The following is a 19,734-nucleotide window of genomic DNA, read 5'->3' as shown; positions in this document are numbered from 1 at the left end:
GAATATATCAGTTTAGAAAAAGCTAAGGAGTGACAAGATGAACCATTATTTTATTGCTATTTATGACGGCGTGTTTCCTACTGAAAAACTACATGCAATTTTACAATCTAACCCTACTTTTAACGACCTAAACATCCGCCCTCTCTCAATCTCATCACCAAGACCTACCACATTATTAGTTGGCGCAGAACACGATGCACTCACAACCGGTCTTACAGATACATACCATTTATTAACGAAAGAGTTACAAAAACTAGAAGAACAAGAAAAGTACTATTACGTATACGATTATAAAATTAGAAAGACTATCGAGAACCCTAGCGAAAAATGTCTTCCACTAGCCACAATCCATATAAGTATTACGCAATTCCATAAAATGATTCAAAAAGTAAAAGACTTAAAACGCCCTGTATTTGCAGGTTATCACATCATTTCTCATGACGCAGACATACTTACACTTGATGTACTTCTATCTTCACCTTTATTAGATCCTAACACTTCCGAAAAAAATGCGGAAGAATACTCCTATTTACAACAACTAGCTGAATCAATCTCTCGTTCTGAATTATGTATTTCTATTAAAGAGAGTGCACTTATTTAAACACGAAAAGAGGGTTATTTATCATAACCCTCTTCTACTATCTATTTACGTTTGTACTTGATCATAATAATGAATACTTTTATAGACAACTTATATAAATATTAAGGTGTTTTTCTCATTCTAAATGAAATATCCTTACGCCGATATACACTCAGCACGATCCCCATTATAAGCGCATGAAATACAGTCGGCGTTAATCCGTAACTAATAAAAGGTAAGGATATAGCAGCAATCGGCAATAATCCTAGTATCATTCCAACATTATAAATGAACTGAAATACAAAAAGAGTCACTCCACCAACAAGCAGCAATTTACCATACCGATCATTTATTTTATAAGAGATGACTATTAATCTTACTACAAAAAGCGAAAGAACGAAGACAAGAATTAGCGCAAGCCAATACCCATAATAGTAAGTCAAACTTGCAAATACAAAATCAGTATCTCCAGCAGGGATGAACCTTGTATCTCCAGCTGTACCAAACCAACCTGCTGACGACACCGCCTCTTTTAAACGTATATACATAAACCCTGCGCCACGTGCATCACGCTCTGGATTTATATATGCTAAAAAGGTAGGCCAGTAGTAATTTTTCACTGAATGTAAGGAAAAGGACATCCTAATAACAAATAAGCAAATGGGCACAGCTGTAATAATCACTGCCGTTTTCTTTCCTAATTTACTCCACCAAAGCATAACGAAGACCATCGTGATATAAATAAACATCGTTGAAAAAGCGGCTCCAATTAAGAATAAATACAGAGAAAATAAATATAGGGCGACAAGATACCTAACTTTCAACCTACTATTATTGAAAAAAGAAGCCCAAGCTAGAAAAAAGAACGGCATTGCCATTAAACGACTAATTGCAACGGGACCAATTTTTATTAACGGTTCTCCAGCCACCAAAACGTTCGGAAAATAATTTAATATTAACAAGATAAGTGCCCCAATTGTATAAAACAGCCACCCGAATCTTTCTAACTTCCGATAATCAGTCAGCATCATAACTACAACTGTTGCAATACCGAGAATAACAGATATCACTTTATTCATTAGTAAATCATTCATATATCCAAAAGCTATAACCGGTAAAAACCCTAACCCCATAGCAGTCACTAATAAAATAAGTAAAAACCAATCCACCTTTGGCTTATGCAGTTTATTAAGCTCCTGCCCTAATTTAATCGGACTTCCCATTTGTTCCACAGCTTTATTTTCAGCAACTTCCTCACTTAATCCTTTTTCTATCCATGTGTTCTTTGCCTGTTTTAAGTGAAACTCTAGTTCAGTTGCTACAAAATCTTTCGCTTCTTTTGATTTAATATGATTCGTAACTTCGCTTACAAAACGCTCCCCTTTTTTATTCAATTTCGCCTCACTCCTGTACTAAGCCTTTTAGTATAAATTGTACCTTCGTAGCATTTTTTTCTGCCTTTCGCAGCATCTTTCTTCCTTTATCATTTAATTGATAATATTTCGCTCCTGCATGATCCCAGCTAGATTGAATAAAACGGTTCTGCTCTAGGCGATGTAATACGGTATATAAAAACCCTTCATTTCCTTCGAATTTCCGAATCCCTCTCCCTCGTAGTAGCTGTGACAATTCGTACCCTGTTTTTTCATTACTGAGGAGTTGTAAGATAGCTAAAGAGATATCCTCTTCTTTTTCGTTTAAAGCATTGATTTTTTCGCGCACCTGCTTTCGATGTTGATTAGAAAAACTCAAATGTTTAAACGTTGTATTCTCCATTGATTTTCGCAGGCCTTTTAATCGATCTTCCATTTGATTATTCCTCCAATCCTTTCTTCAAAAGCTCCTTCGCTTTTTTCAGTCTCGTTTTTATCGTGTTTTCTTTCACGTCTATTACAATAGCAATCTCTTTAATTGATAATTCTTCATAATAAAATAGATAAATAACTTCTCGATATTTTATCGGTAAATTCATTACTGCAGAAGCGAGCTCACGGTCCTCCGCATTTTGAATGACAATTTGTTCGACACTATCATTTTGAACCCCAATGTAAGCAGATTCATCCTCTGCCACGATCACCTTTTTGTTATACCAACTCTTTATATAGTCCTTACATTGATTAATCGCAATTCTCCATAACCACGTTTTCACATTCGACTTCCCTTTGTATGTATGAAGAGATTTATAACATTTCACAAATATATCTTGCGTTACATCCTCAGCAACCTCTTTATTATTTACATATGAATACACAAGTTGTAAGACTTCTTGTCCATACTTGTTCATGATTTCATCGATAAGGAGTTCCTTATCTTCTATTTCAAACGCTTCTACCGTTAATTCATCCACATCATTTCCTCCTTCCCATATATTAGACGACGTACTGTATGGAAAAGTTTTATAAATTTATAAAAAAAATCCGTTTGGCAATAATGTTTTTTATAAATCACTTCCTCAGCAACTTACATATAATAAACCGAATAGTCGTTACAATACATTCACCTAAAGAGCGCCTCTCTCCCAAGGCGCTTTTTAAGTTTGCAATAAGGATTTTGTCTTAGTTTTCTATCGTCAAGATTCCCCTCATCGCTAAATGAAAAAGAGAACCCATTCAATCGAGTCCTCTTCCCTCCTAACACTCACTTAAAGAATCTAATATTTCATGGCCATATAAAGATGGCTTGATAATATCAAAACCAATAAATTCTTCATACTTCTTATCTGCAAAATAAAATACAACGTTTTGAAATAACACTTTTTGCAAATGAATATCCTGAGAAATTCTAAATGAGTATATGTATGTATTATCATTTGAAGCTTTCTTTTTATATATTTTACTTCTATTTGTTAATCCTTTTAATTTATCAGCATTTTCTCCAAAAAACTCAATCCCCACTATACGATCAAATTGATCTATATCTACATTCAGTTTTGGATTTTCTTCCAACTCTTCAGTCGATTCAATCTCAATTTCTGAAGTAAATGGAATTACATACAGATATGCCATCTGAATTTCAGAATCGTAAGTAATTAATTTTTTCATGATACACCTCATATCCGTATTCATTTGTCTTGTTCCCTATTTTAAAACATAATACAATTGAAATGTAACTTAATAAGCTATAACTAGTAGGTGTGATAATCATCTCTTCCATTTTGAAAAAAGGGGGGAGGTGATAGAATGATCGCGATGTTTGTAATTAAATTAGTGTATGGTATCCTAACCGGAGCTGGCGTTGTCATCGGTAGAAGATACGTCGGTCCGTGGCTAATTTCTGTATACAAAAAAGCGAGAACCACCCTGCTTCGTGGAAAAGGTAAGGGCGGTTCTCGGCTAAAACGTTAATGTAATTGTCTTATAACCGCATCTACTACCACCACAATAGTAAGTTAGGTTACACAAGGCAGAAGTTTCTCAGGCTTCTGTCTTCTTTATTTTATGCAAAATTCATACTATATACTCTATCATCATTGTAACACATTTTATTTATTTTTAGTCAAGGTCAACAAATGATGATTATTATCCAATTTCGTTATCTTAAGATATATTCCCTCCTTATCTAAGGGCAGATTGTATCGTAAGACAAAAAAACAAAAGAGTTCAGACTACCTTCTGACGGCAATTCATCTCCACCTGAATTGTTGGGTTTCACCCGTAACACAAATCAGATGGAGCCTTCTTGCCGAAAAGGATAAAAAACACCTGAAGAGGTTCTCTTCAGGTGTTTCTCTATTTTACGCTAATGCAGCTGCTTGTTCTTGTTGATCTACAGGAATGACAGCGTCTGTTAATGCTTTTTCTAATTCAGCTGTGTATTTCATTTGCTCTTCTTTGCTCCAGCCTAGTTTCGCAGCCATGTAGTTGATTACTGCTTCTTTCCACTCGTATACCCAGTGGATGTTGAAGAACACAGCGCCTCTGCGGCGTACGAAGAAGTCAACTGGTTTTGCTGTCATTTCGTAATCCATTGCGTATACAAGTGGGATTAGAACGTCTAGCGGCATGTTGTATTCTTTCGCTTCGTCTTTATGTTTTTTCGCTAAGTCGAACAGTACGTCAACGTTAGAGCCATAGAATTTCGCAAATTCTTCTGCTTGTGCTTTCGTTAAACCAGATTTCGTACCCTCATCTGCTTTTTTCGCAACGAATGCTGGGAATCCGTGTGAACCACTTACATGTCCACCAGAGATTGGCATATGTTTCGTATCGCTCTTCTGATATGCACTATGACCTTCTTTTTGTAGTAGGTTCGTTACGTAGTCTACTACCATTTCAGCCATTTTACGGTATCCTGTTAATTTACCACCTGCGATTGTAATTAAACCAGATTCAGAAGTCCAAATTTCATCTTTACGAGAAATTTCAGATGCATTCTTACCTTCTTCATAAATTAACGGACGTACACCAGCCCAGCTTGACTCCACATCTTTTTCTGTAATTTTTACACTTGGGAACATGTAGTTAATCGCGTTAATGATATATGTGCGATCTTCTGTTGTCATGTGCGGTACAGCTGCGTCTTTATCATAGAACGTATCTGTTGTACCTACGTATGTTTTTCCGCCGCGAGGAATCGCGAACACCATACGTTTATCTGGTGTATCGAAGTAAATAGCTTGCCCTAATGGGAAACGTTTTTGGTCAATTACTAAATGCACACCTTTTGATAACTGAAGTACTTTCCCTTTTTTCGAGTTATCTTTTTCACGAAGTGTATCTACCCAAGGGCCAGCTGCGTTTACAATTTTCTTACCGTACACTTCATATACTTCGCCATCTAGTAAATCGATTACACGTACACCGCATACTTTTCCATCTTTATATAAGAAACTGTCTACTTTTGCGTAGTTAACAGCTTTCGCACCGTGTTCAATCGCTTCTTTCATTACTTCAATTGTAAGACGCGCATCGTCTGTACGATATTCTACGTAGTAACCGCCGCCCTTTAGTCCTTCTTTTTTTACAAGAGGCTCTTTGTTTAATGTTTCTTCACGGTTAAACATTTTTCTGCGCTCGCTTCGTTTTACACCTGCTAAGAAGTCATATACACGAAGACCAATTGATGTACTGAATGATCCGAACGTACCGCCTGTATGGAACGGAAGTAACATCCACTCTGGTGTTGTTACATGGGGACCGTTCTCATATACGATTGCACGCTCTTTCCCCACCTCTGCTACCATTTTCACTTCAAGTTGTTTTAAATAACGTAGACCACCGTGTACAAGCTTCGTTGAACGACTTGATGTACCTGCTGCAAAGTCCTGCATTTCAAACACAATTGTTGATAACCCGCGTGTTGCTCCATCTAATGCAATACCAGAACCAGTAATACCTCCACCAATTACGATCACATCTAACTCTTGTTTATTTACTCCGTTTAATACGTCTTTACGTTGTTTACTTGAAAATTTCATGGTAATTCCTCCCTTTGATAACGAAAAAAGAGACCACGAACTCCGCTATAGATTTCGCCTCTATAGCGTGTTGTGGTCTCTCCAAATCTCCTACCGAATTATTAACTTGTCACCATTATAACACTGTTTATGATTATTTGAAAGCTTTTGTTGCTTCAATCGCTTTTTTCCATCCAGCATATAGCTCTTCGCTTGTTTTCGCTTCCATCGTTGGTTCAAAGCGTTTGTCCATATGCCACTGTTCTTTAATTTCATCTTGGTTTTTCCAATATCCAACCGCAAGACCAGCTAAGTATGCTGCACCTAAAGCTGTCGTTTCATTGATTACTGGACGCTCTACAGGAACGTCTAAAATATCACTTTGGAACTTCATTAAGAAGTTATTTTTAACCGCTCCACCATCAACGCGTAATGTTTTCAGTTCAATCCCTGAATCTGCTTCCATTGCACATAATACATCTTTCGTTTGGTATGCTAAAGATTCTAGTGTTGCACGAATGAAATGCTCTTTCGTCGTACCGCGCGTTACACCAAACATAGCGCCGCGTACTTCACTATCCCAATAAGGTGTTCCTAGTCCAACGAATGCTGGTACAACGTATACACCGTCAGTTGATGCAACGCGAGAAGCATACACTTCACTCTCACTTGCATCTTTAAACATGCGCATTCCGTCACGTAACCATTGAATTGCAGAACCTGCTACGAAAATACTTCCTTCTAATGCGTAGTTTACTTTACCATCTATCCCCCATGCAATTGTTGTTAATAGGCCGTGCTCAGAAGCTACTGCTTTTTCTCCTGTGTTCATTAACATGAAGCAACCAGTTCCGTAAGTGTTCTTCGCCATACCTTCACCGAAACAAGCTTGTCCAAATAATGCTGCTTGCTGGTCACCAGCTACACCTGCAATCGGTATATTTTGACCGAAGAAGTGATAATCAATTGTTTCTCCATATATTTCAGATGATGGACGTACTTCTGGAAGCATGCTCTTTGGCACTGTTAACATGTCTAGAAGCTCATCATCCCACTGTAAGTCGTGAATGTTAAACATTAATGTACGTGATGCATTTGAGTAATCCGTTACGTGCGCTTTGCCGCCGGACAATTTCCATACAAGCCACGTATCAATTGTTCCGAATAATAGATCGCCGTTTTCTGCTTTTTCTCTTGCACCTTCAACATTATCTAAAATCCATTTTACTTTCGTACCAGAGAAATATGCGTCAATTAAAAGACCTGTTTTTTCGCGAACCATTTCGCTATAACCTTTTTCTTTTAGCTCATCACAAATTTCAACTGTTTGACGAGATTGCCATACGATTGCGTTGTAAATTGGTTTTCCAGTCGTTTTATCCCATACAACCGCTGTTTCACGTTGGTTCGTAATACCGATACCAGCGATTTGTTCTGGTTTTACATCTGCTTCACTTAAGCAAGTTGCGATAACTGCTAAAATAGATCCCCAAATTTCTTGTGCGTTATGCTCTACCCAGCCTGGCTTTGGAAAATGTTGTGTAAACTCTTTTTGAGCTGAATGAACAATTTCACCTTTTTTATTGAAAAGAATTGCGCGTGAGCTAGTTGTTCCTTGGTCTAAAGAAAGAATATATTTTTTCATAATGGTTTCCCCCTATGCTACTTTTCTACTATTTGTAGTGCTTTCACTTTTTTTACTTGTCATATAAGAGATTGCTAGTACAATCACAGTTGCAATAATCACATAAATAAGTGCTGCATTTTGTTTTCCTTCAAATACAACTTGATGGAATAATCCTGCAAGTGATCCACCTAGAATTGGACCAACTACTGGAATCCATGCATACTTCCAGTTCGAACCGCCTTTTCCTGCAATCGGAAGGAAGAAGTGTGCGATACGCGGACCTAAATCACGAGCCGGGTTAATCGCGTATCCTGTCGTTCCACCTAATGATAAACCAATACTTACAATTAAGAAACCTACGATAAATGGATTTAAACCATCTGCAAATTTATTTGCTCCAATTGCTAATATACCAAATACTAAAACAAATGTTCCAATCATTTCACTTAAAAGGTTTGCAAATGTGTTCGGAATTGCTGGACCTGTTGCAAATACGCCTAACTTTGTTCCTGGATCTTCTGTTTCTTTCCAGTGTGGTAAGTAATGTAAATATACGATAACTGCCCCGATAATTGCCCCAATCATTTGTGCTGCGATATAACCTGGTACGTCACTCCATGGGAACGCTCCCTTAAATGCTAGTCCTATCGTTAAAGCCGGATTCAAATGTGCCCCACTAATTGATCCAACTGCATACGCTGCCATAGCAACTGCTAAGCCCCAGCCCATTGTAATAACAATCCATCCAGAATCTTTCGCAAACGATTTCTTTAAACTTACACCAGCACAAACGCCGCCACCAAGTACGATTAACAACGCTGTCCCTATTAATTCCCCTAAAAATGCTGACATAAAATCCCTCCACAATCAATTTAAATGCGTTCAAATGTGATAGAGGTAAAATGAATGGCCATTCGTTTTTTCAAAAGAAAAAGATCCACAGCTTACATGCTTCTATATAAAAATATATAGAAACAATAAAATGTGGATCTCTTCTTTTCTCCGTCACGTTTATTAACTTGTCTATAATGTTAACCTTTCATGAAAGCGGTGTCAACAGAATTTTTTCACATTTTCGTCACTTTTTTTGGTAATGTTTCCATAGTTCTTTTTTTGATGTCGTAATTGCTGTCGCACCAGCACTTAAAGCTCTTTCAACATCTTGCACAGTACGAATGAAACCACCCGCTAAAATCGGGACACCAGTACGCTCTTTCACTTCAGCAATCACATCCGTTAGCGCACCAGGAAGCACCTCTATATAATCCGGCTTCGTCTTTTCTAGCAAATTACAGCTCTTTTCCATCGCGCTAGAATCAATTAAAAAGATGCGTTGAATTGAGACGACACCCTTTTGCTTCGCCTTCATAATTACGCTCGCCTTTGTCGACAGTAACCCGTACGGTTTATATTCTTGGCATAAAAACTCCGTCGCATGCCCATCACTTTGTAATCCATGGATCAAATCAACATGTAAAAACACCTTTTTACTATGCTGCTTCGCAAGTGACACAACACTCTTCAATTGACCAACATGAATATCTAAAATAACAATATACTCATATGAACTATGTAATAGCTTTTCCAAATCTTTAATTTGCCTCACTGCCGGCAAAATCTTCTGTTCATGAAATTCCATTCTAAATGTCCCCTTCTTTATGTCATCCTATCCTTTATAGTACACAATTTGAGTAGAAAGAACAGCTAGTGCGGAGAAATTATTTCCTCTATCTATATATTTTCTTCAACTTATCAGAAGCCGTGCCACTTATAACCATTAATATGAGGGGTAAAAAATTCATTACATACGGTGCATCTGCTACAAGTGTAATGCTCGCTCCGGCAAACTTATTTAACATCCATACAACGATTTTTGTAATAAATAAAAATACGCCCATCATAGTTTCATTTTCATCAAAAAGAAAAGAAGCTAACAATAAATTGTTAACTTCTCAGCTGAAAGTAAAATATTATCTTTCCTTATCTTCTAATATCTAGGTTGTGATTGAATATTTGTAAGATGAGTATCAAACATATCAATTATTTCAAGAAATCTATCCGCTTCACGGAAAACGTGATCTGCTAATAATGGATGAATGATACTCTTTATTTTACATTGCTCAATTAAATCACGTGCTGTTTTCTTAAAATCCCGAAGAGATGCAACCGACACACGATTTTGATCTAAAAATTGATCTAAAAGTGGGACTGTTTGAGATTGTGGTTTCATAGATTCTAAGTCAATTGCTTGATACATCAATTCATCAAAATCATTGCTAAAATTCCGCGCTGTGTCTACAAGCTTTCTTTCCGATGGATCAAGAAGATGACCAATAAATTTAGCATGGTCTGCCATAATCCTTAAAAAGAAAACATTTTCTTTAATAATAGCATCAGGAAGAGCATCTAATTTACCTTCATTTAATTGTATTAAACGTTTTCTAAAATAATCAGCTTCCCTACTCGTATGGTCAACTAACAATGGAAAGTTATTTTGTCCTGGCAATTTACATGTGAGAATTAATCCTAAAATTTTTCGTTTAAATCCCCAAATATTAGTTGCGGCTTGTTGTACTTCTGAATTAAATCTTTTTATTTGCTCAGGATCTGTTTCATTTGTATAGGAATGCGCTATTTGTTCGATATGTTCAAACAATCGATAAAATTGATTAGCCTCTTCGATTAGTTGAGTATCCTCACATCTAAACCCTAAGCGAAGAAAAAAAGAATGCTCCTTCATGATTCTAGACCAAAAACGAATTTCATTTAATGAACGCTCAACAAACATTACAGATGTAACACCTGTATCAGGATGTAATGATGTTTCATCCCTATGCATTGTTAATCCCCCCCCCAGTAAATACTGCGCTAGTTCCATTCTTATGAGTAAAAAAATATATAAATACCATTTATAAAAGTTCATGATGAATCTCGTATACATGTAAAGTTAAACTTATATAACCTGCTCCCCCAGAAGAAAAAGGCTATCACCTAGATATAAAATTCTACTAGGTGATAGCCTTTCAAAATTTCTATTAAAGCAATACAGAATCCTTATCAGTATCCTGATTCCGTTTCTCTCGCTCTTCTTCTAAACGCTTCATATACACTTCGCCTTCTTTTTCGATAAACTCATTATCCATCTCTTGCTCTTTTTTTGAAGTATATAAAACCATGTAGCCACTTAATACGATCCCGACGATTACAAGATACACCCACCATGGTAAAGTTTCCACGCAACTTCATTCCTTTCCTTAGACAAGCCTTATTAGTTTCACTGTATGAGGAAAGAAGTGGATTTATGCTTAAAATTTATTGCGGATTCTTCGCGAAGAACGCTTGTACATATTCCATAAATTCTATTGGTTCCTGGCGAAACGGTGCATGGTATCCTTTTTCAATGATATGGAACGTACTATTCGCAAATAGCTCATGATACAGTTCACCATTTTTCCAAGAAACGCTCTTATCCTGTCGTCCCCATATAATTAAAGTCGGCACCTTAATTTTATCGGCCTCCATCGCGATGCGGCGCTCTCTCATTTTCGTAAGCTGATCATAATGCTCTTTATCGTCGCGACTATTTTTCACTGCATTTTTATTATAATCTGTAATCTCTGTTACAGTTTGTAAATCCGTTGATAGCGGCGGCACTTCATAGCTTTCTTTTTGCTGGAAAGACTCGATCCCTGTAGAATCCGCTAAAACGAGATGCGTTACTGCATCCGGATATAAATACGCTAAATTTAGAGACATCTCTCCGCCCATCGAATGACCAAGTACTGCGAATTGATCGTATCCGAGTTTCTTCATTAACTTATAATATAAATTCACTTGCGCAGGAAACGAATACTGAAAATCAACCGGCTTCGAAGAACGTCCAAATCCTAAAATATCAACCGCGATAATCGTGTGATCTCGTGCAAGTTCCGGATAAATATCACTAAACCCATCTGAAGAACCACCAAACCCGTGAAGCATAAGTAAAGGCGGCTTGCCCTCACCAATTTGCTTAAAGTAAATCGTCTGTCCATCAATTTGCGCCATACTCTCTTTCGTATTCAGCTTCATCATAACAGTATTTTTCACTTCTCCAACCTTTGCAATCGGCTTATCAACGAAGTTACATACGATTAACAAAACGAGCACAATACCGCTAATAAAATAAAATTTAAACCGTTTCAAAATTCCCGTCTCCTTTCTCTTGTTGCTATTTAAAGTTTTTACATTATTTGGTTGTTTTATGATTATTTTTAATTGTAACTACGTTAGTTACAATTATACTAAAAAAATATTACTTACTTCTATTAATGATGGTCGTTTTGTAACTATTATAGTTACACATTTAAAGTAAGTCAATTCTTTTCTCTACATACCCTAATGATAAAGAAAGGGACTTCATGTTGAAGTCCCTTTCTTTATCATTATAGTTGGCTTACTCCGCCGTCTCCTCTATTATCTGCTGGTGCTCCGCCTGTGTCTCCTATATTAACGTAGTCTGGTTTTGCTGGTGCCCCTCCTGTGTCTCCTATATTAACGTAGTCTAGTTTTGCTGGTGCCCCTCCTGTGTCTCCTATATTTACAGCTTGATTTGTAAAAGAACTATTGAATCCAATTGATAATACCCCTACTAATGCAGTCCCAACAATAGCCAAACGAAATTTCTTCATTATTTTAACGCTCCCTTTTCCAATATATTTTTTTGAGCCTTATTATTCATATAAAAATATTTACTTGCCTTAACATGATCATCAAACTCATAAAATTTCAGTGCTAAAATTTCAGTGTATTCTTGAATACAATCCCATAATCTTTCTCTTTCAAAATAAGAAAGTCCTTCTAAAATTACATCTTCAATAATTGATACTGAAGATTTCCCATTGAGTTCTTTCAAAATTTTAAACCGATGTTGAAATTCTTTTTCTCCTAAATTAACACAAATATTTAAACCTTTTTCAACAATTGGATTCGCTAAATTATATCGTCCTAATTTGTAATATTCACGTGCTTCTACAAACAAGGCTTTAAAGTGTTCTGGGTAATTTTTGGTCACCTCAGATATATGACGAATCGCTAATTCTGAAAGATTTTGGCTAGCATAAAGCCAAGCTAAATTATGCCGAACCATTAGCATATATTTTTTTTGATCCGCTTTTTGCAATACTTCCATAGCAGAATTAAAGTTCTCTTCCGCTAATTCATAGTGATCTATGTCTACACAACATAGTCCAAAAGCATTTTCACATAATCCTACTTTTATTTCATAGCCTGGATATTGCAAAAATGCTGTTTTTGCCCTATTCAAGTAATCTATCGCATGAACCTGGTCATATTTTTGATAATAGAAATTCCCCATCCGATAATGAAACTCCGCATGTTCTATCGGATCTGCAATATATTTCAATAACTTCTCCGCTTGTTCATACTGTTCTTTCGCTTCGTTATAATTTGAAATTAATGTGCAATGAAATCCTTTGAAAAAGTGATAATAATAAGCTAAAAATCCTTCTGTTGGAATTTCGAAAGATTCCACTTTATCAAAGCTATCTTCTCTAACTGAAATCCAATCAACTAATGCATCATATCTAAAATTTAATAATGTATGATAAAGCAATACATCTTGCTCCACGTCCAAACCACTAATCTTACTATCAATCTCTTCCTTCATCTCCGTAGCTTTCTCTATATTTTGCTGCAACATTACACGATACCAATCATCTAAAGAATGTTTCATTTGCTCCCTTGTTACTACATCTGCTCCCATACACTTGCATCCCCTTTTCTTCAAACTTACAAAATTAGGATATTTATACAATTATCAAAATTGTATATTATCACCTCTTTTCTATGCATTGAAAAATAATTGTCAGAAAATTTATAATTTAAGTGAATTATACCAAATATTTCTATTTTAAAAACTTGAGAAACATTTTTCAGAAAATTTTATAGACCAAATAAAAAAGCAAGCAGTTCCAGCTATCAGCTAAAACTACTTGCTCTCCTACTTATTATTTCTATTTTTACTCTTTAATAAATTCCTTCGTACTTCTCACTGTATCAATTGGACGAACTAATTTTTCGATTTCTTCACGTTTTGGCTCTAAGAATGGAGGTAAAGATAATTTTTCGCCAAGTGTTTCGTATGGCTCATCCCCCATAAACCCTGGGCCGTCTGTTGCGAATTCAAATAAAATTTGTGGTGCAACTCTTGCATATAATGACTCGAAGAAGTGACGGTTTACATATCCAGATGACGGAAGTCCAACGCTACCTATTCTCTCAATCCACTCTTCTAATACAGCGCGATCTTCTACGCGGAATGCAGCATGGTGTACTGTACCAAATCCTTGTTGTGCTTCTGGAAGAACCGTATTATGTTCTACAATAACAGAGGCACCGTTCCCACCTTCATTTACTTCAAATAAATAGAATTCTCCTTCTTGAGCAATCTCTTTAAATAATAGAACTTTTTCTAACACTTCTTTAAAGAAACTAAAGTTCGCGATACGGATAAATACAGGTCCTAAGCCAGTAATTGCATATTCTAATGGAACTGGTCCGTTTTGCCATGGTGTACCTGATTCCACACCTTTATCCAATTCATCTGAGATTAATTGATAGTGTTGATCATCAAAATCAACGAAAGAAAGAGTGTTCTTACCAAATTGCTCTTTAATGCCTGTATGTTCCACTTCAAGACGGTCAAAGCGTTTCACCCAATACGCTAACGCTGCGTCAGTTGGAACGCGGAATGAAGTTTTTGAAATTTCATTTGTACCGTGTACCCCTTTTTGAACACCTGGGAAGTCAAAGAATGTCATATCTGTTCCTGCACTACCTTTATCGTCTGCAAAGAATAAATGGTACGTTTGAATATCATCTTGGTTTACTGTTTTTTTAACTAAACGCATTCCTAAAACGTGAGTGAAAAATTCATAGTTCTTTTCTGCACTACTTGTAATTGCTGTAACGTGGTGAATTCCTTTTAATTGGTTCATTTTATATTCCTCCAATGGTTTTAAATTGTATATTTTCTCTTCTATTATTTCTCTTCGATAGGTGCTAATTTCGCTTCAATTTCTGTTCGCTTTTCTTCTAAGAACGGCGGTAAATCAAGTTTTTCTCCTAAATGCTCTACATCTCCATCAACTGTAAATCCCGGTCCATCTGTCGCAATTTCAAATAGGATTCCGTTTGATTCACGGAAGTATAAGCTTTTAAAGTAGAAACGGTCGATAATGCCTGAAGAATGGAAACCTTTTTGTATTACCTGTTCTTCCCAGTAAGCAAGCTCTGCATCGTTCTTTACACGAATTGCTAAATGATGAATGCTACCGCGGCCTGGCTTTTCAGTAGGACCATCTAAATATTTCACAACGATTTCTCCGAAGGCTTCTCCTTTAATAGACTGGAAAATCGCTTCTTCGTCGCTTCGGCTAACTTCTGTATAACCAAATATATCTGTTAATGTATTCGCCAGTTTATCAAGTCTACGCACTGTCATTTCTACAGAACCCATTCCTTGAATTTGATGTTCGGCAGGAACTTCTGATTTCTCCCAAGTTTCCCAGTGCTCCACTTTTTCTCCGTTTGAAACGAGTAGCACGAGGCGAAGACCTTCAGCATCCTCAAATTGTAAAGCAGGACAATTTGCATATGTTGTCATTTCACTATGTTTCACATCAAATTTCTCAAATCGTTCTTTCCAGTAATGTAAGCTTTCCTCTGACGGAACGAGTAATCCGATTCGCGTAATTGCATTCGTACCACGGTACGTTTTTCCTACTAAAGGCATTTCAAAAAACGATAGTTCTGTACCTGGACTTCCTGTTTTATCTCCGTAAAATAAGTGATACATGGACGGATCATCTTGGTTTACCGTCATTTTCACACGGCGTAAACCAAGCACGTTTTTATAAAAATGGTTATTCTCACTCGCGTTTTTTGTAACCATTGAAATGTGATGATGCCCTTTAATTTCATACATTGATAATTCCTCCGTTTCATTTTACTAGTCAAGTGATACATAAAAAATAATATGCTTCTTAGCTTTTCAATTTATTCTCATTATGTTTTTGTAAATTCATCTTAGTTTTTACTGAATAAGTTACTTCGTTTTTTTAATCGAAAGCAAGTGAGTGTATGTTTTTCATATGACTCAATCGCTTTCGTTACTATCACTTTACAACTCAAGTGATTAAAAAGCAAGTTATTTATCTCAAATTCGAGATATTTTTTTATTGGATAACATTTTGAACTGGAGAATGATAAAGTGAAGGCTAATAATCAGTGGGGGTTTTACTGTCCATTAACGCGGGATAAAGTATTCATACGAAGAGTAGACAACTTCTCCCCTTTAAAAAGGTTTATTACATGGTGAAAAGGAATATTATCCATAAAAGAAAGGGGTTAATTTATGAATAAAAATATATCATTACTGACCTTATCATTATTCCTATATCTATCCGCTTGTTCGACTGAGACAAACACTGGTAGTACATCTACTACTGAACAACCAAAAGTAAAAACTGCCTCAATACAACAAGAGGAAAATCATAAACCTATTTTCTTTCAAGGAAAGGAAATAAAGAAAATTGAGCTTATATCCGCTAAGGTAAAAAATAAAAAAGCAGTTATAAATCTAGAGTTTGATCAAATTATTAAATCCATGGAACATACAGGAATAGATAAGGATCGAGAAAGAGTTATTCCTCTTTTGCTAGATGATGAGGCCAAAGCAAATATTGATTATCAAATGAATGTAAATTACCAAGATGGTTCCAATGAAACATATTTAATTTGGCTAGAGGATAAAAAAGTTGTAATTGCTCGTCAAGATCATGAAGAACAAAAAAATCTAGAACATTACATAATAAGGGATACAGATGCTCAACAAATATTACGTTTATTTAAGAACAATGTAGAATAACAATAAGCTGCCCATATGGACAGCTTATTGTATTTTTTGCTTAACATATTTTTTCTGAAATGCTGGCGGTACTCAATTTAAAAGTTGATATGCCCCCATTCTAGTGGCAAGATATGTTTTATTAGTTCTTCGTTACACCCATGCGTACTTCTTAACTATTTTATTTCATTTTTAATAAAGTGAAACTTTAATCAGTGGGGGTTTTCTTCACCCCCCACTGATTATCAGCCCTCACCAATCGGACTTTTATGGGCAGCCCGACCCCCACCTAACTTCTTTGCTTTCGCTGAATTTTGAGTTGGGGGTCTTACTGCCCATTAAAGCGGGATAAATTGAAATTTAATGACTTAACATTATGCTTATCTTGGGAGCAAGGTATTTTATCGGTGAGTGTATACAAACCATGTAATGCTTGCTGTTAATAATGCTGACGAAATCAAAGCTGTAAGAACACTATATGTTCGCCACATAAGTATTGTTGACCAATCGAAAGCACAGCACAGTATACCCAGGGCAATCGTAGCGGTCAGGAAAATAACTGTTACGGTTATTCTCTTTTTTGTCATTGGCTGCCGCTCATTCGTTCTCCTTCTGCGTAATCCTAAGAGAAATAGCAAAACGGCCAATAGGCAAAGAATAATTGTGATAGACGACAAAATGATATCCAAAAGCTGTGTGCCGCTTATTTCATATGACTGAGTTAGATTGCCTTCTAATATATCTTTAACTTTTAGTACCATGTTTGTATTGGTATTTGCGCCGTTGCTCAGCAAGGAGACGGCTGTTCGTTCATTTGGCAGTATGACTACTTCGGTTCTGAAATTTGGATTGCCCCCAGTGTGTTCTATAATCGTTTGTTCGGCGTTTACGGACCAGCCTGCCGCATAATACATACCGTTGACAGCCGAAACAGACATATCACCCCTATGTGATTTTTCGATAACCATGTGAAATATTTCGGGTATTTCCTGCACGATCCCCATCTGTATGCCCATCCAACGCGCCATATCTTTTGTATTAGAAATGATGTAGCCTGCGGGTTTATTCCCAGCATAATCCGGAGCTTTAAATGGAGTTGTCATAAAAAAGGAAGAACGGTAGCCCTGTGCCAACTGTCCAGTGGCTTGAGCAGCTTCTTTATAAACATACGTCTGGTGAAGACCTAACGGCTGAAATACCTGTTCCTTCATAAAGTCTTCATAGCTCTGTCGCGACACAATCTCAATAACCAAACCCAATACGTCATAATTAACGGTTCCATAGTTATACTGTTCACCGGGAGGGAACGCCAATTCAGCATCCACGAGCATTTCCACAGTCTTTTGCAACATATCCGGTGTATTGCCTTGTGGAATATTTTGAAGATGCCTAATATTTGTTAGACCACTGGTATGGTGAAGAAAGTTATTTAGTGTAAGACTTTGCATATCAACAGGTTTCCCTTGATATTTTAATGTAAACCAAGGTAAATATTTTTGGACAGGGTCAGTCATTGAAAGCAGCCCTTGCTCTTCCAATAGCATAATACCCATACCGGTAAAAGCTTTACTGACCGAGGCTAACTCATAGAGTGTATTTTCACTTGCAGACAACCCCTTTTCACGGTCTGCATACCCTGAAGAAAAGTAGAACACTTCATCATCAGCAAGTATTGAGATTGACATTCCCGGCACACCTGATATACGACAGGCATCATCTAGCAACGCTTGTATTGCCGCAGATTGCGAATCTGACAACGCATAACTTTGTGTTGCAAATCCTGAGAATAATATAAATATTGTTAATACAAAAACAATAATCTTTTTCATAAACTCTCCTTTTTGGAAAATTATAAGAGAATAATATAAAGTGAACCTATAATCAGCCCTCACCAATCGGACGTTTACGGGCAGCCCGACCCCCACCTAACTTCTTTGCTCCAGCCAAATTTTGAGGTGGGAGTTTTACTGCCCGTTAATGTTGGATAAATAACCTCCTTTTACAACTACAAAACTAAATTTTAATGTATCTTTCTATTCACCTGTATAATATCAAATAATTGCGAATAGTTACACTTGAACGAACAGATGGATGTAATTTGAAACAACTTTAAAGAGCCTTGCTACTTAGAATGTAGTAAGGCTCTTAGCTTTTTAATAATCAAAATTCAATAACTTTATTATCATTATACAACAGCCCCACTAAGCTTATTAACACTTAATGAGGCCACTTTATTCACACTATTAATTATGGAACGTCGGCTTATAGAACGAACGATTATCAAGTGCAAAGACACGCTCTGTGTATTCGCCTGGCTTTGTGCGTCCTAATGCACGGTCCATCATGTTCATTTTTGCATCTAAGTTATCGATGTAGTGCAGAATTTCTGCTTCTTTTACTAATGGTGGTTTTGGGCTACCCCATTCTGCTTTTCCGTGGTGAGAAAGGACGATGTGTTGAAGAATTAATACTTCTTCTGCATCGATTTGTAGCTCGTCTGCTGCTTTACCAATTTCGTTCACCATAATAGAAATGTGGCCTAATAAATTTCCTTCTAACGTGTATGTTGTAGAAATTGGGCCAGATAATTCGATTACTTTACCAAGGTCATGTAAAATAACGCCCGCATATAGTAAGTCTTTATCTAACGATGGGTATAAAGCCGCAATAGCTTTCGCTAAATCAAGCATCGATACGACGTGATAAGCTAGTCCAGATACGAACTCGTGATGGTTCTTTGTCGCTGCTGGATATTCTAAAAATTCGTTTTGGTGCTTATTTAACAAATGTCTTGTTAGACGTTGAATGTTTGGATTTCTCATTTCAAATATGTATTGCGTAATTTTTTCAACCATATCTTCTTTTTTCACTGGTGCTTTTTCTACGAAATCCGAGATATCTGTTACTTCATTTTCATTCGCAACACGGATTTGTTTCACACGTAATTGAATACGTCCTTTGTAGTTTAAAATATCACCAGCTACTTTAACGATTGTTTCTGCTACATATTGTTTCTCAACTTCTGGCGATACGTCCCATAGCTTCGCTTCAATATCTCCACTTGGATCTTGTAAGATTACTGTTAAAAATGGTTTGCCATTGCTTGCTAAACCTTTTGTCGCTGTTTTAATTAACAAGAAAACATCGACTTGTTCACCAACTTCATATTCTGCAATTTTCTTTTTCATTCGAATTCCTCCACCATATCAATTACTTTTAGTATA

At 36.4% G+C, this 19,734-nt stretch carries 20 protein-coding genes and 1 pseudogene; 3 read left to right on the top strand and 18 right to left on the bottom strand.

What is annotated here, in order from left to right; genetic code table 11:
• Nucleotides 1-37: 37 nt before the first annotated feature.
• Nucleotides 38-601 carry a hypothetical protein gene (locus RBB48_RS09295; RefSeq protein WP_306007575.1) on the top strand — a complete coding sequence of 188 codons (564 nt, stop codon included), beginning with the start codon at nucleotides 38-40 and terminating at the stop codon, nucleotides 599-601.
• 101 nt (nucleotides 602-702) lie between these two features.
• On the opposite strand, the gene RBB48_RS09290 is transcribed toward RBB48_RS09295, so the two are convergent.
• The 4 genes from RBB48_RS09290 to RBB48_RS09275 all read right to left on the bottom strand — a co-directional run bounded on the left by RBB48_RS09290 (nucleotide 703) and on the right by RBB48_RS09275 (nucleotide 3,621).
• A complete protein-coding gene (locus tag RBB48_RS09290; protein WP_306007574.1) occupies nucleotides 703-1,974 on the bottom strand; it encodes an FtsW/RodA/SpoVE family cell cycle protein in 1,272 nt (423 codons plus the stop codon).
• A gap of 7 nt (nucleotides 1,975-1,981) precedes the next feature.
• Nucleotides 1,982-2,389, bottom strand: a complete 408-nt coding sequence (locus RBB48_RS09285; protein ID WP_097906861.1) for a PadR family transcriptional regulator — start codon at nucleotides 2,387-2,389, stop codon at nucleotides 1,982-1,984.
• Between the two features lie 4 nt (nucleotides 2,390-2,393).
• Nucleotides 2,394-2,927 (bottom strand): sigma-70 family RNA polymerase sigma factor, encoded by a 534-nt coding sequence (locus RBB48_RS09280; protein ID WP_060489197.1) that lies wholly within the window; start codon nucleotides 2,925-2,927, stop codon nucleotides 2,394-2,396.
• 283 nt (nucleotides 2,928-3,210) lie between these two features.
• Nucleotides 3,211-3,621: a DUF2283 domain-containing protein gene (locus RBB48_RS09275; protein ID WP_149214181.1), complete on the bottom strand. Its 411-nt coding sequence runs from the start codon at nucleotides 3,619-3,621 to the stop codon at nucleotides 3,211-3,213.
• A gap of 138 nt (nucleotides 3,622-3,759) precedes the next feature.
• Here RBB48_RS09275 and RBB48_RS09270 point away from each other — a divergent pair, with 138 nt between their 5' ends.
• Nucleotides 3,760-3,924 (top strand): hypothetical protein, encoded by a 165-nt coding sequence (locus RBB48_RS09270; RefSeq protein WP_000561154.1) that lies wholly within the window; start codon nucleotides 3,760-3,762, stop codon nucleotides 3,922-3,924.
• A gap of 389 nt (nucleotides 3,925-4,313) precedes the next feature.
• Here the strand turns inward: RBB48_RS09270 and glpD are convergent, their stop codons facing one another.
• The 12 genes and pseudogenes from glpD to RBB48_RS09210 form a co-directional block, all read right to left on the bottom strand.
• Nucleotides 4,314-5,996 carry an aerobic glycerol-3-phosphate dehydrogenase gene (glpD, locus tag RBB48_RS09265; protein WP_306007573.1) on the bottom strand — a complete coding sequence of 561 codons (1,683 nt, stop codon included), beginning with the start codon at nucleotides 5,994-5,996 and terminating at the stop codon, nucleotides 4,314-4,316.
• A 133-nt stretch (nucleotides 5,997-6,129) separates the two neighbouring features.
• Entirely contained in the window at nucleotides 6,130-7,620 is a 1,491-nt protein-coding gene (gene glpK / locus RBB48_RS09260) for a glycerol kinase GlpK (protein WP_306007572.1), read from the bottom strand.
• A gap of 12 nt (nucleotides 7,621-7,632) precedes the next feature.
• Nucleotides 7,633-8,454 carry a glycerol uptake facilitator protein GlpF gene (gene glpF / locus RBB48_RS09255; protein WP_088062312.1) on the bottom strand — a complete coding sequence of 274 codons (822 nt, stop codon included), beginning with the start codon at nucleotides 8,452-8,454 and terminating at the stop codon, nucleotides 7,633-7,635.
• A 226-nt stretch (nucleotides 8,455-8,680) separates the two neighbouring features.
• The gene (gene glpP, locus RBB48_RS09250; RefSeq protein WP_000394296.1) at nucleotides 8,681-9,241 is read right to left on the bottom strand and encodes a glycerol uptake operon antiterminator GlpP; all 561 of its coding nucleotides are present in this window, start codon (nucleotides 9,239-9,241) and stop codon (nucleotides 8,681-8,683) included.
• A gap of 88 nt (nucleotides 9,242-9,329) precedes the next feature.
• Nucleotides 9,330-9,503, bottom strand: a pseudogene (locus tag RBB48_RS09245) (helix-turn-helix domain-containing protein); the annotation flags it as partial.
• 86 nt (nucleotides 9,504-9,589) lie between these two features.
• Nucleotides 9,590-10,441: a DUF2935 domain-containing protein gene (locus RBB48_RS09240; RefSeq protein ID WP_044444076.1), complete on the bottom strand. Its 852-nt coding sequence runs from the start codon at nucleotides 10,439-10,441 to the stop codon at nucleotides 9,590-9,592.
• 196 nt (nucleotides 10,442-10,637) lie between these two features.
• Nucleotides 10,638-10,838: a sporulation YhaL family protein gene (locus RBB48_RS09235; RefSeq protein ID WP_088062310.1), complete on the bottom strand. Its 201-nt coding sequence runs from the start codon at nucleotides 10,836-10,838 to the stop codon at nucleotides 10,638-10,640.
• Nucleotides 10,839-10,914: 76 nt separating this feature from the next.
• Nucleotides 10,915-11,787: an alpha/beta fold hydrolase gene (locus tag RBB48_RS09230; protein ID WP_306007571.1), complete on the bottom strand. Its 873-nt coding sequence runs from the start codon at nucleotides 11,785-11,787 to the stop codon at nucleotides 10,915-10,917.
• 239 nt (nucleotides 11,788-12,026) lie between these two features.
• Entirely contained in the window at nucleotides 12,027-12,272 is a 246-nt protein-coding gene (locus RBB48_RS09225) for a Phr family secreted Rap phosphatase inhibitor (protein ID WP_106383139.1), read from the bottom strand.
• Nucleotides 12,272-13,366 (bottom strand): response regulator aspartate phosphatase, encoded by a 1,095-nt coding sequence (locus tag RBB48_RS09220; protein WP_106383138.1) that lies wholly within the window; start codon nucleotides 13,364-13,366, stop codon nucleotides 12,272-12,274. Before RBB48_RS09220 ends, RBB48_RS09225 begins: the two co-directional genes overlap by 1 nt.
• A 256-nt stretch (nucleotides 13,367-13,622) precedes the next feature.
• On the bottom strand, nucleotides 13,623-14,600 hold the full coding sequence (locus tag RBB48_RS09215; protein WP_306007570.1) for a ring-cleaving dioxygenase: 978 nt from the start codon (nucleotides 14,598-14,600) through the stop codon (nucleotides 13,623-13,625).
• Between the two features lie 44 nt (nucleotides 14,601-14,644).
• Entirely contained in the window at nucleotides 14,645-15,589 is a 945-nt protein-coding gene (locus RBB48_RS09210) for a ring-cleaving dioxygenase (RefSeq protein ID WP_306007569.1), read from the bottom strand.
• Between the two features lie 429 nt (nucleotides 15,590-16,018).
• Here RBB48_RS09210 and RBB48_RS09205 point away from each other — a divergent pair, with 429 nt between their 5' ends.
• Nucleotides 16,019-16,531, top strand: a complete 513-nt coding sequence (locus RBB48_RS09205) for a hypothetical protein (RefSeq protein ID WP_088121560.1) — start codon at nucleotides 16,019-16,021, stop codon at nucleotides 16,529-16,531.
• Between the two features lie 380 nt (nucleotides 16,532-16,911).
• Here RBB48_RS09205 and RBB48_RS09200 read toward each other — a convergent pair whose 3' ends face one another.
• Nucleotides 16,912-18,339 carry a serine hydrolase domain-containing protein gene (locus tag RBB48_RS09200; RefSeq protein WP_306007568.1) on the bottom strand — a complete coding sequence of 476 codons (1,428 nt, stop codon included), beginning with the start codon at nucleotides 18,337-18,339 and terminating at the stop codon, nucleotides 16,912-16,914.
• Nucleotides 18,340-18,753: 414 nt separating this feature from the next.
• Nucleotides 18,754-19,698 carry a 3'-5' exoribonuclease YhaM gene (yhaM, locus tag RBB48_RS09195; protein WP_000726645.1) on the bottom strand — a complete coding sequence of 315 codons (945 nt, stop codon included), beginning with the start codon at nucleotides 19,696-19,698 and terminating at the stop codon, nucleotides 18,754-18,756.
• Between the last annotated feature and the right edge of the window lie 36 nt (nucleotides 19,699-19,734).

This window comes from Bacillus sp. MMSF_3353 (assembly GCF_030733445.1).
Lineage (GTDB): Bacteria > Bacillota > Bacilli > Bacillales > Bacillaceae_G > Bacillus_A > Bacillus_A wiedmannii.
The sequence above is the reverse complement of the archived record's forward strand: the minus strand, read 5'-3'. Positions and strand labels throughout refer to the sequence as shown.

Excerpts from the sequence above, each read along its gene's own strand:
- RBB48_RS09295 (WP_306007575.1), top strand. The coding sequence starts at position 38 with ATGAACCATTATTTTATTGCTATTTATGACGGCGTGTTTCCTACTGAA.
- RBB48_RS09285 (WP_097906861.1), bottom strand. The coding sequence starts at position 2,389 with ATGGAAGATCGATTAAAAGGCCTGCGAAAATCAATGGAGAATACAACG.
- RBB48_RS09275 (WP_149214181.1), bottom strand. The coding sequence starts at position 3,621 with ATGAAAAAATTAATTACTTACGATTCTGAAATTCAGATGGCATATCTG.
- RBB48_RS09270 (WP_000561154.1), top strand. The coding sequence starts at position 3,760 with ATGATCGCGATGTTTGTAATTAAATTAGTGTATGGTATCCTAACCGGA.
- glpD (WP_306007573.1), bottom strand. The coding sequence starts at position 5,996 with ATGAAATTTTCAAGTAAACAACGTAAAGACGTATTAAACGGAGTAAAT.
- glpK (WP_306007572.1), bottom strand. The coding sequence starts at position 7,620 with ATGAAAAAATATATTCTTTCTTTAGACCAAGGAACAACTAGCTCACGC.
- glpF (WP_088062312.1), bottom strand. The coding sequence starts at position 8,454 with ATGTCAGCATTTTTAGGGGAATTAATAGGGACAGCGTTGTTAATCGTA.
- glpP (WP_000394296.1), bottom strand. The coding sequence starts at position 9,241 with ATGGAATTTCATGAACAGAAGATTTTGCCGGCAGTGAGGCAAATTAAA.
- RBB48_RS09240 (WP_044444076.1), bottom strand. The coding sequence starts at position 10,441 with ATGCATAGGGATGAAACATCATTACATCCTGATACAGGTGTTACATCT.
- RBB48_RS09225 (WP_106383139.1), bottom strand. The coding sequence starts at position 12,272 with ATGAAGAAATTTCGTTTGGCTATTGTTGGGACTGCATTAGTAGGGGTA.
- RBB48_RS09220 (WP_106383138.1), bottom strand. The coding sequence starts at position 13,366 with ATGGGAGCAGATGTAGTAACAAGGGAGCAAATGAAACATTCTTTAGAT.
- RBB48_RS09215 (WP_306007570.1), bottom strand. The coding sequence starts at position 14,600 with ATGAACCAATTAAAAGGAATTCACCACGTTACAGCAATTACAAGTAGT.
- RBB48_RS09210 (WP_306007569.1), bottom strand. The coding sequence starts at position 15,589 with ATGTATGAAATTAAAGGGCATCATCACATTTCAATGGTTACAAAAAAC.
- RBB48_RS09205 (WP_088121560.1), top strand. The coding sequence starts at position 16,019 with ATGAATAAAAATATATCATTACTGACCTTATCATTATTCCTATATCTA.
- RBB48_RS09200 (WP_306007568.1), bottom strand. The coding sequence starts at position 18,339 with ATGAAAAAGATTATTGTTTTTGTATTAACAATATTTATATTATTCTCA.
- yhaM (WP_000726645.1), bottom strand. The coding sequence starts at position 19,698 with ATGAAAAAGAAAATTGCAGAATATGAAGTTGGTGAACAAGTCGATGTT.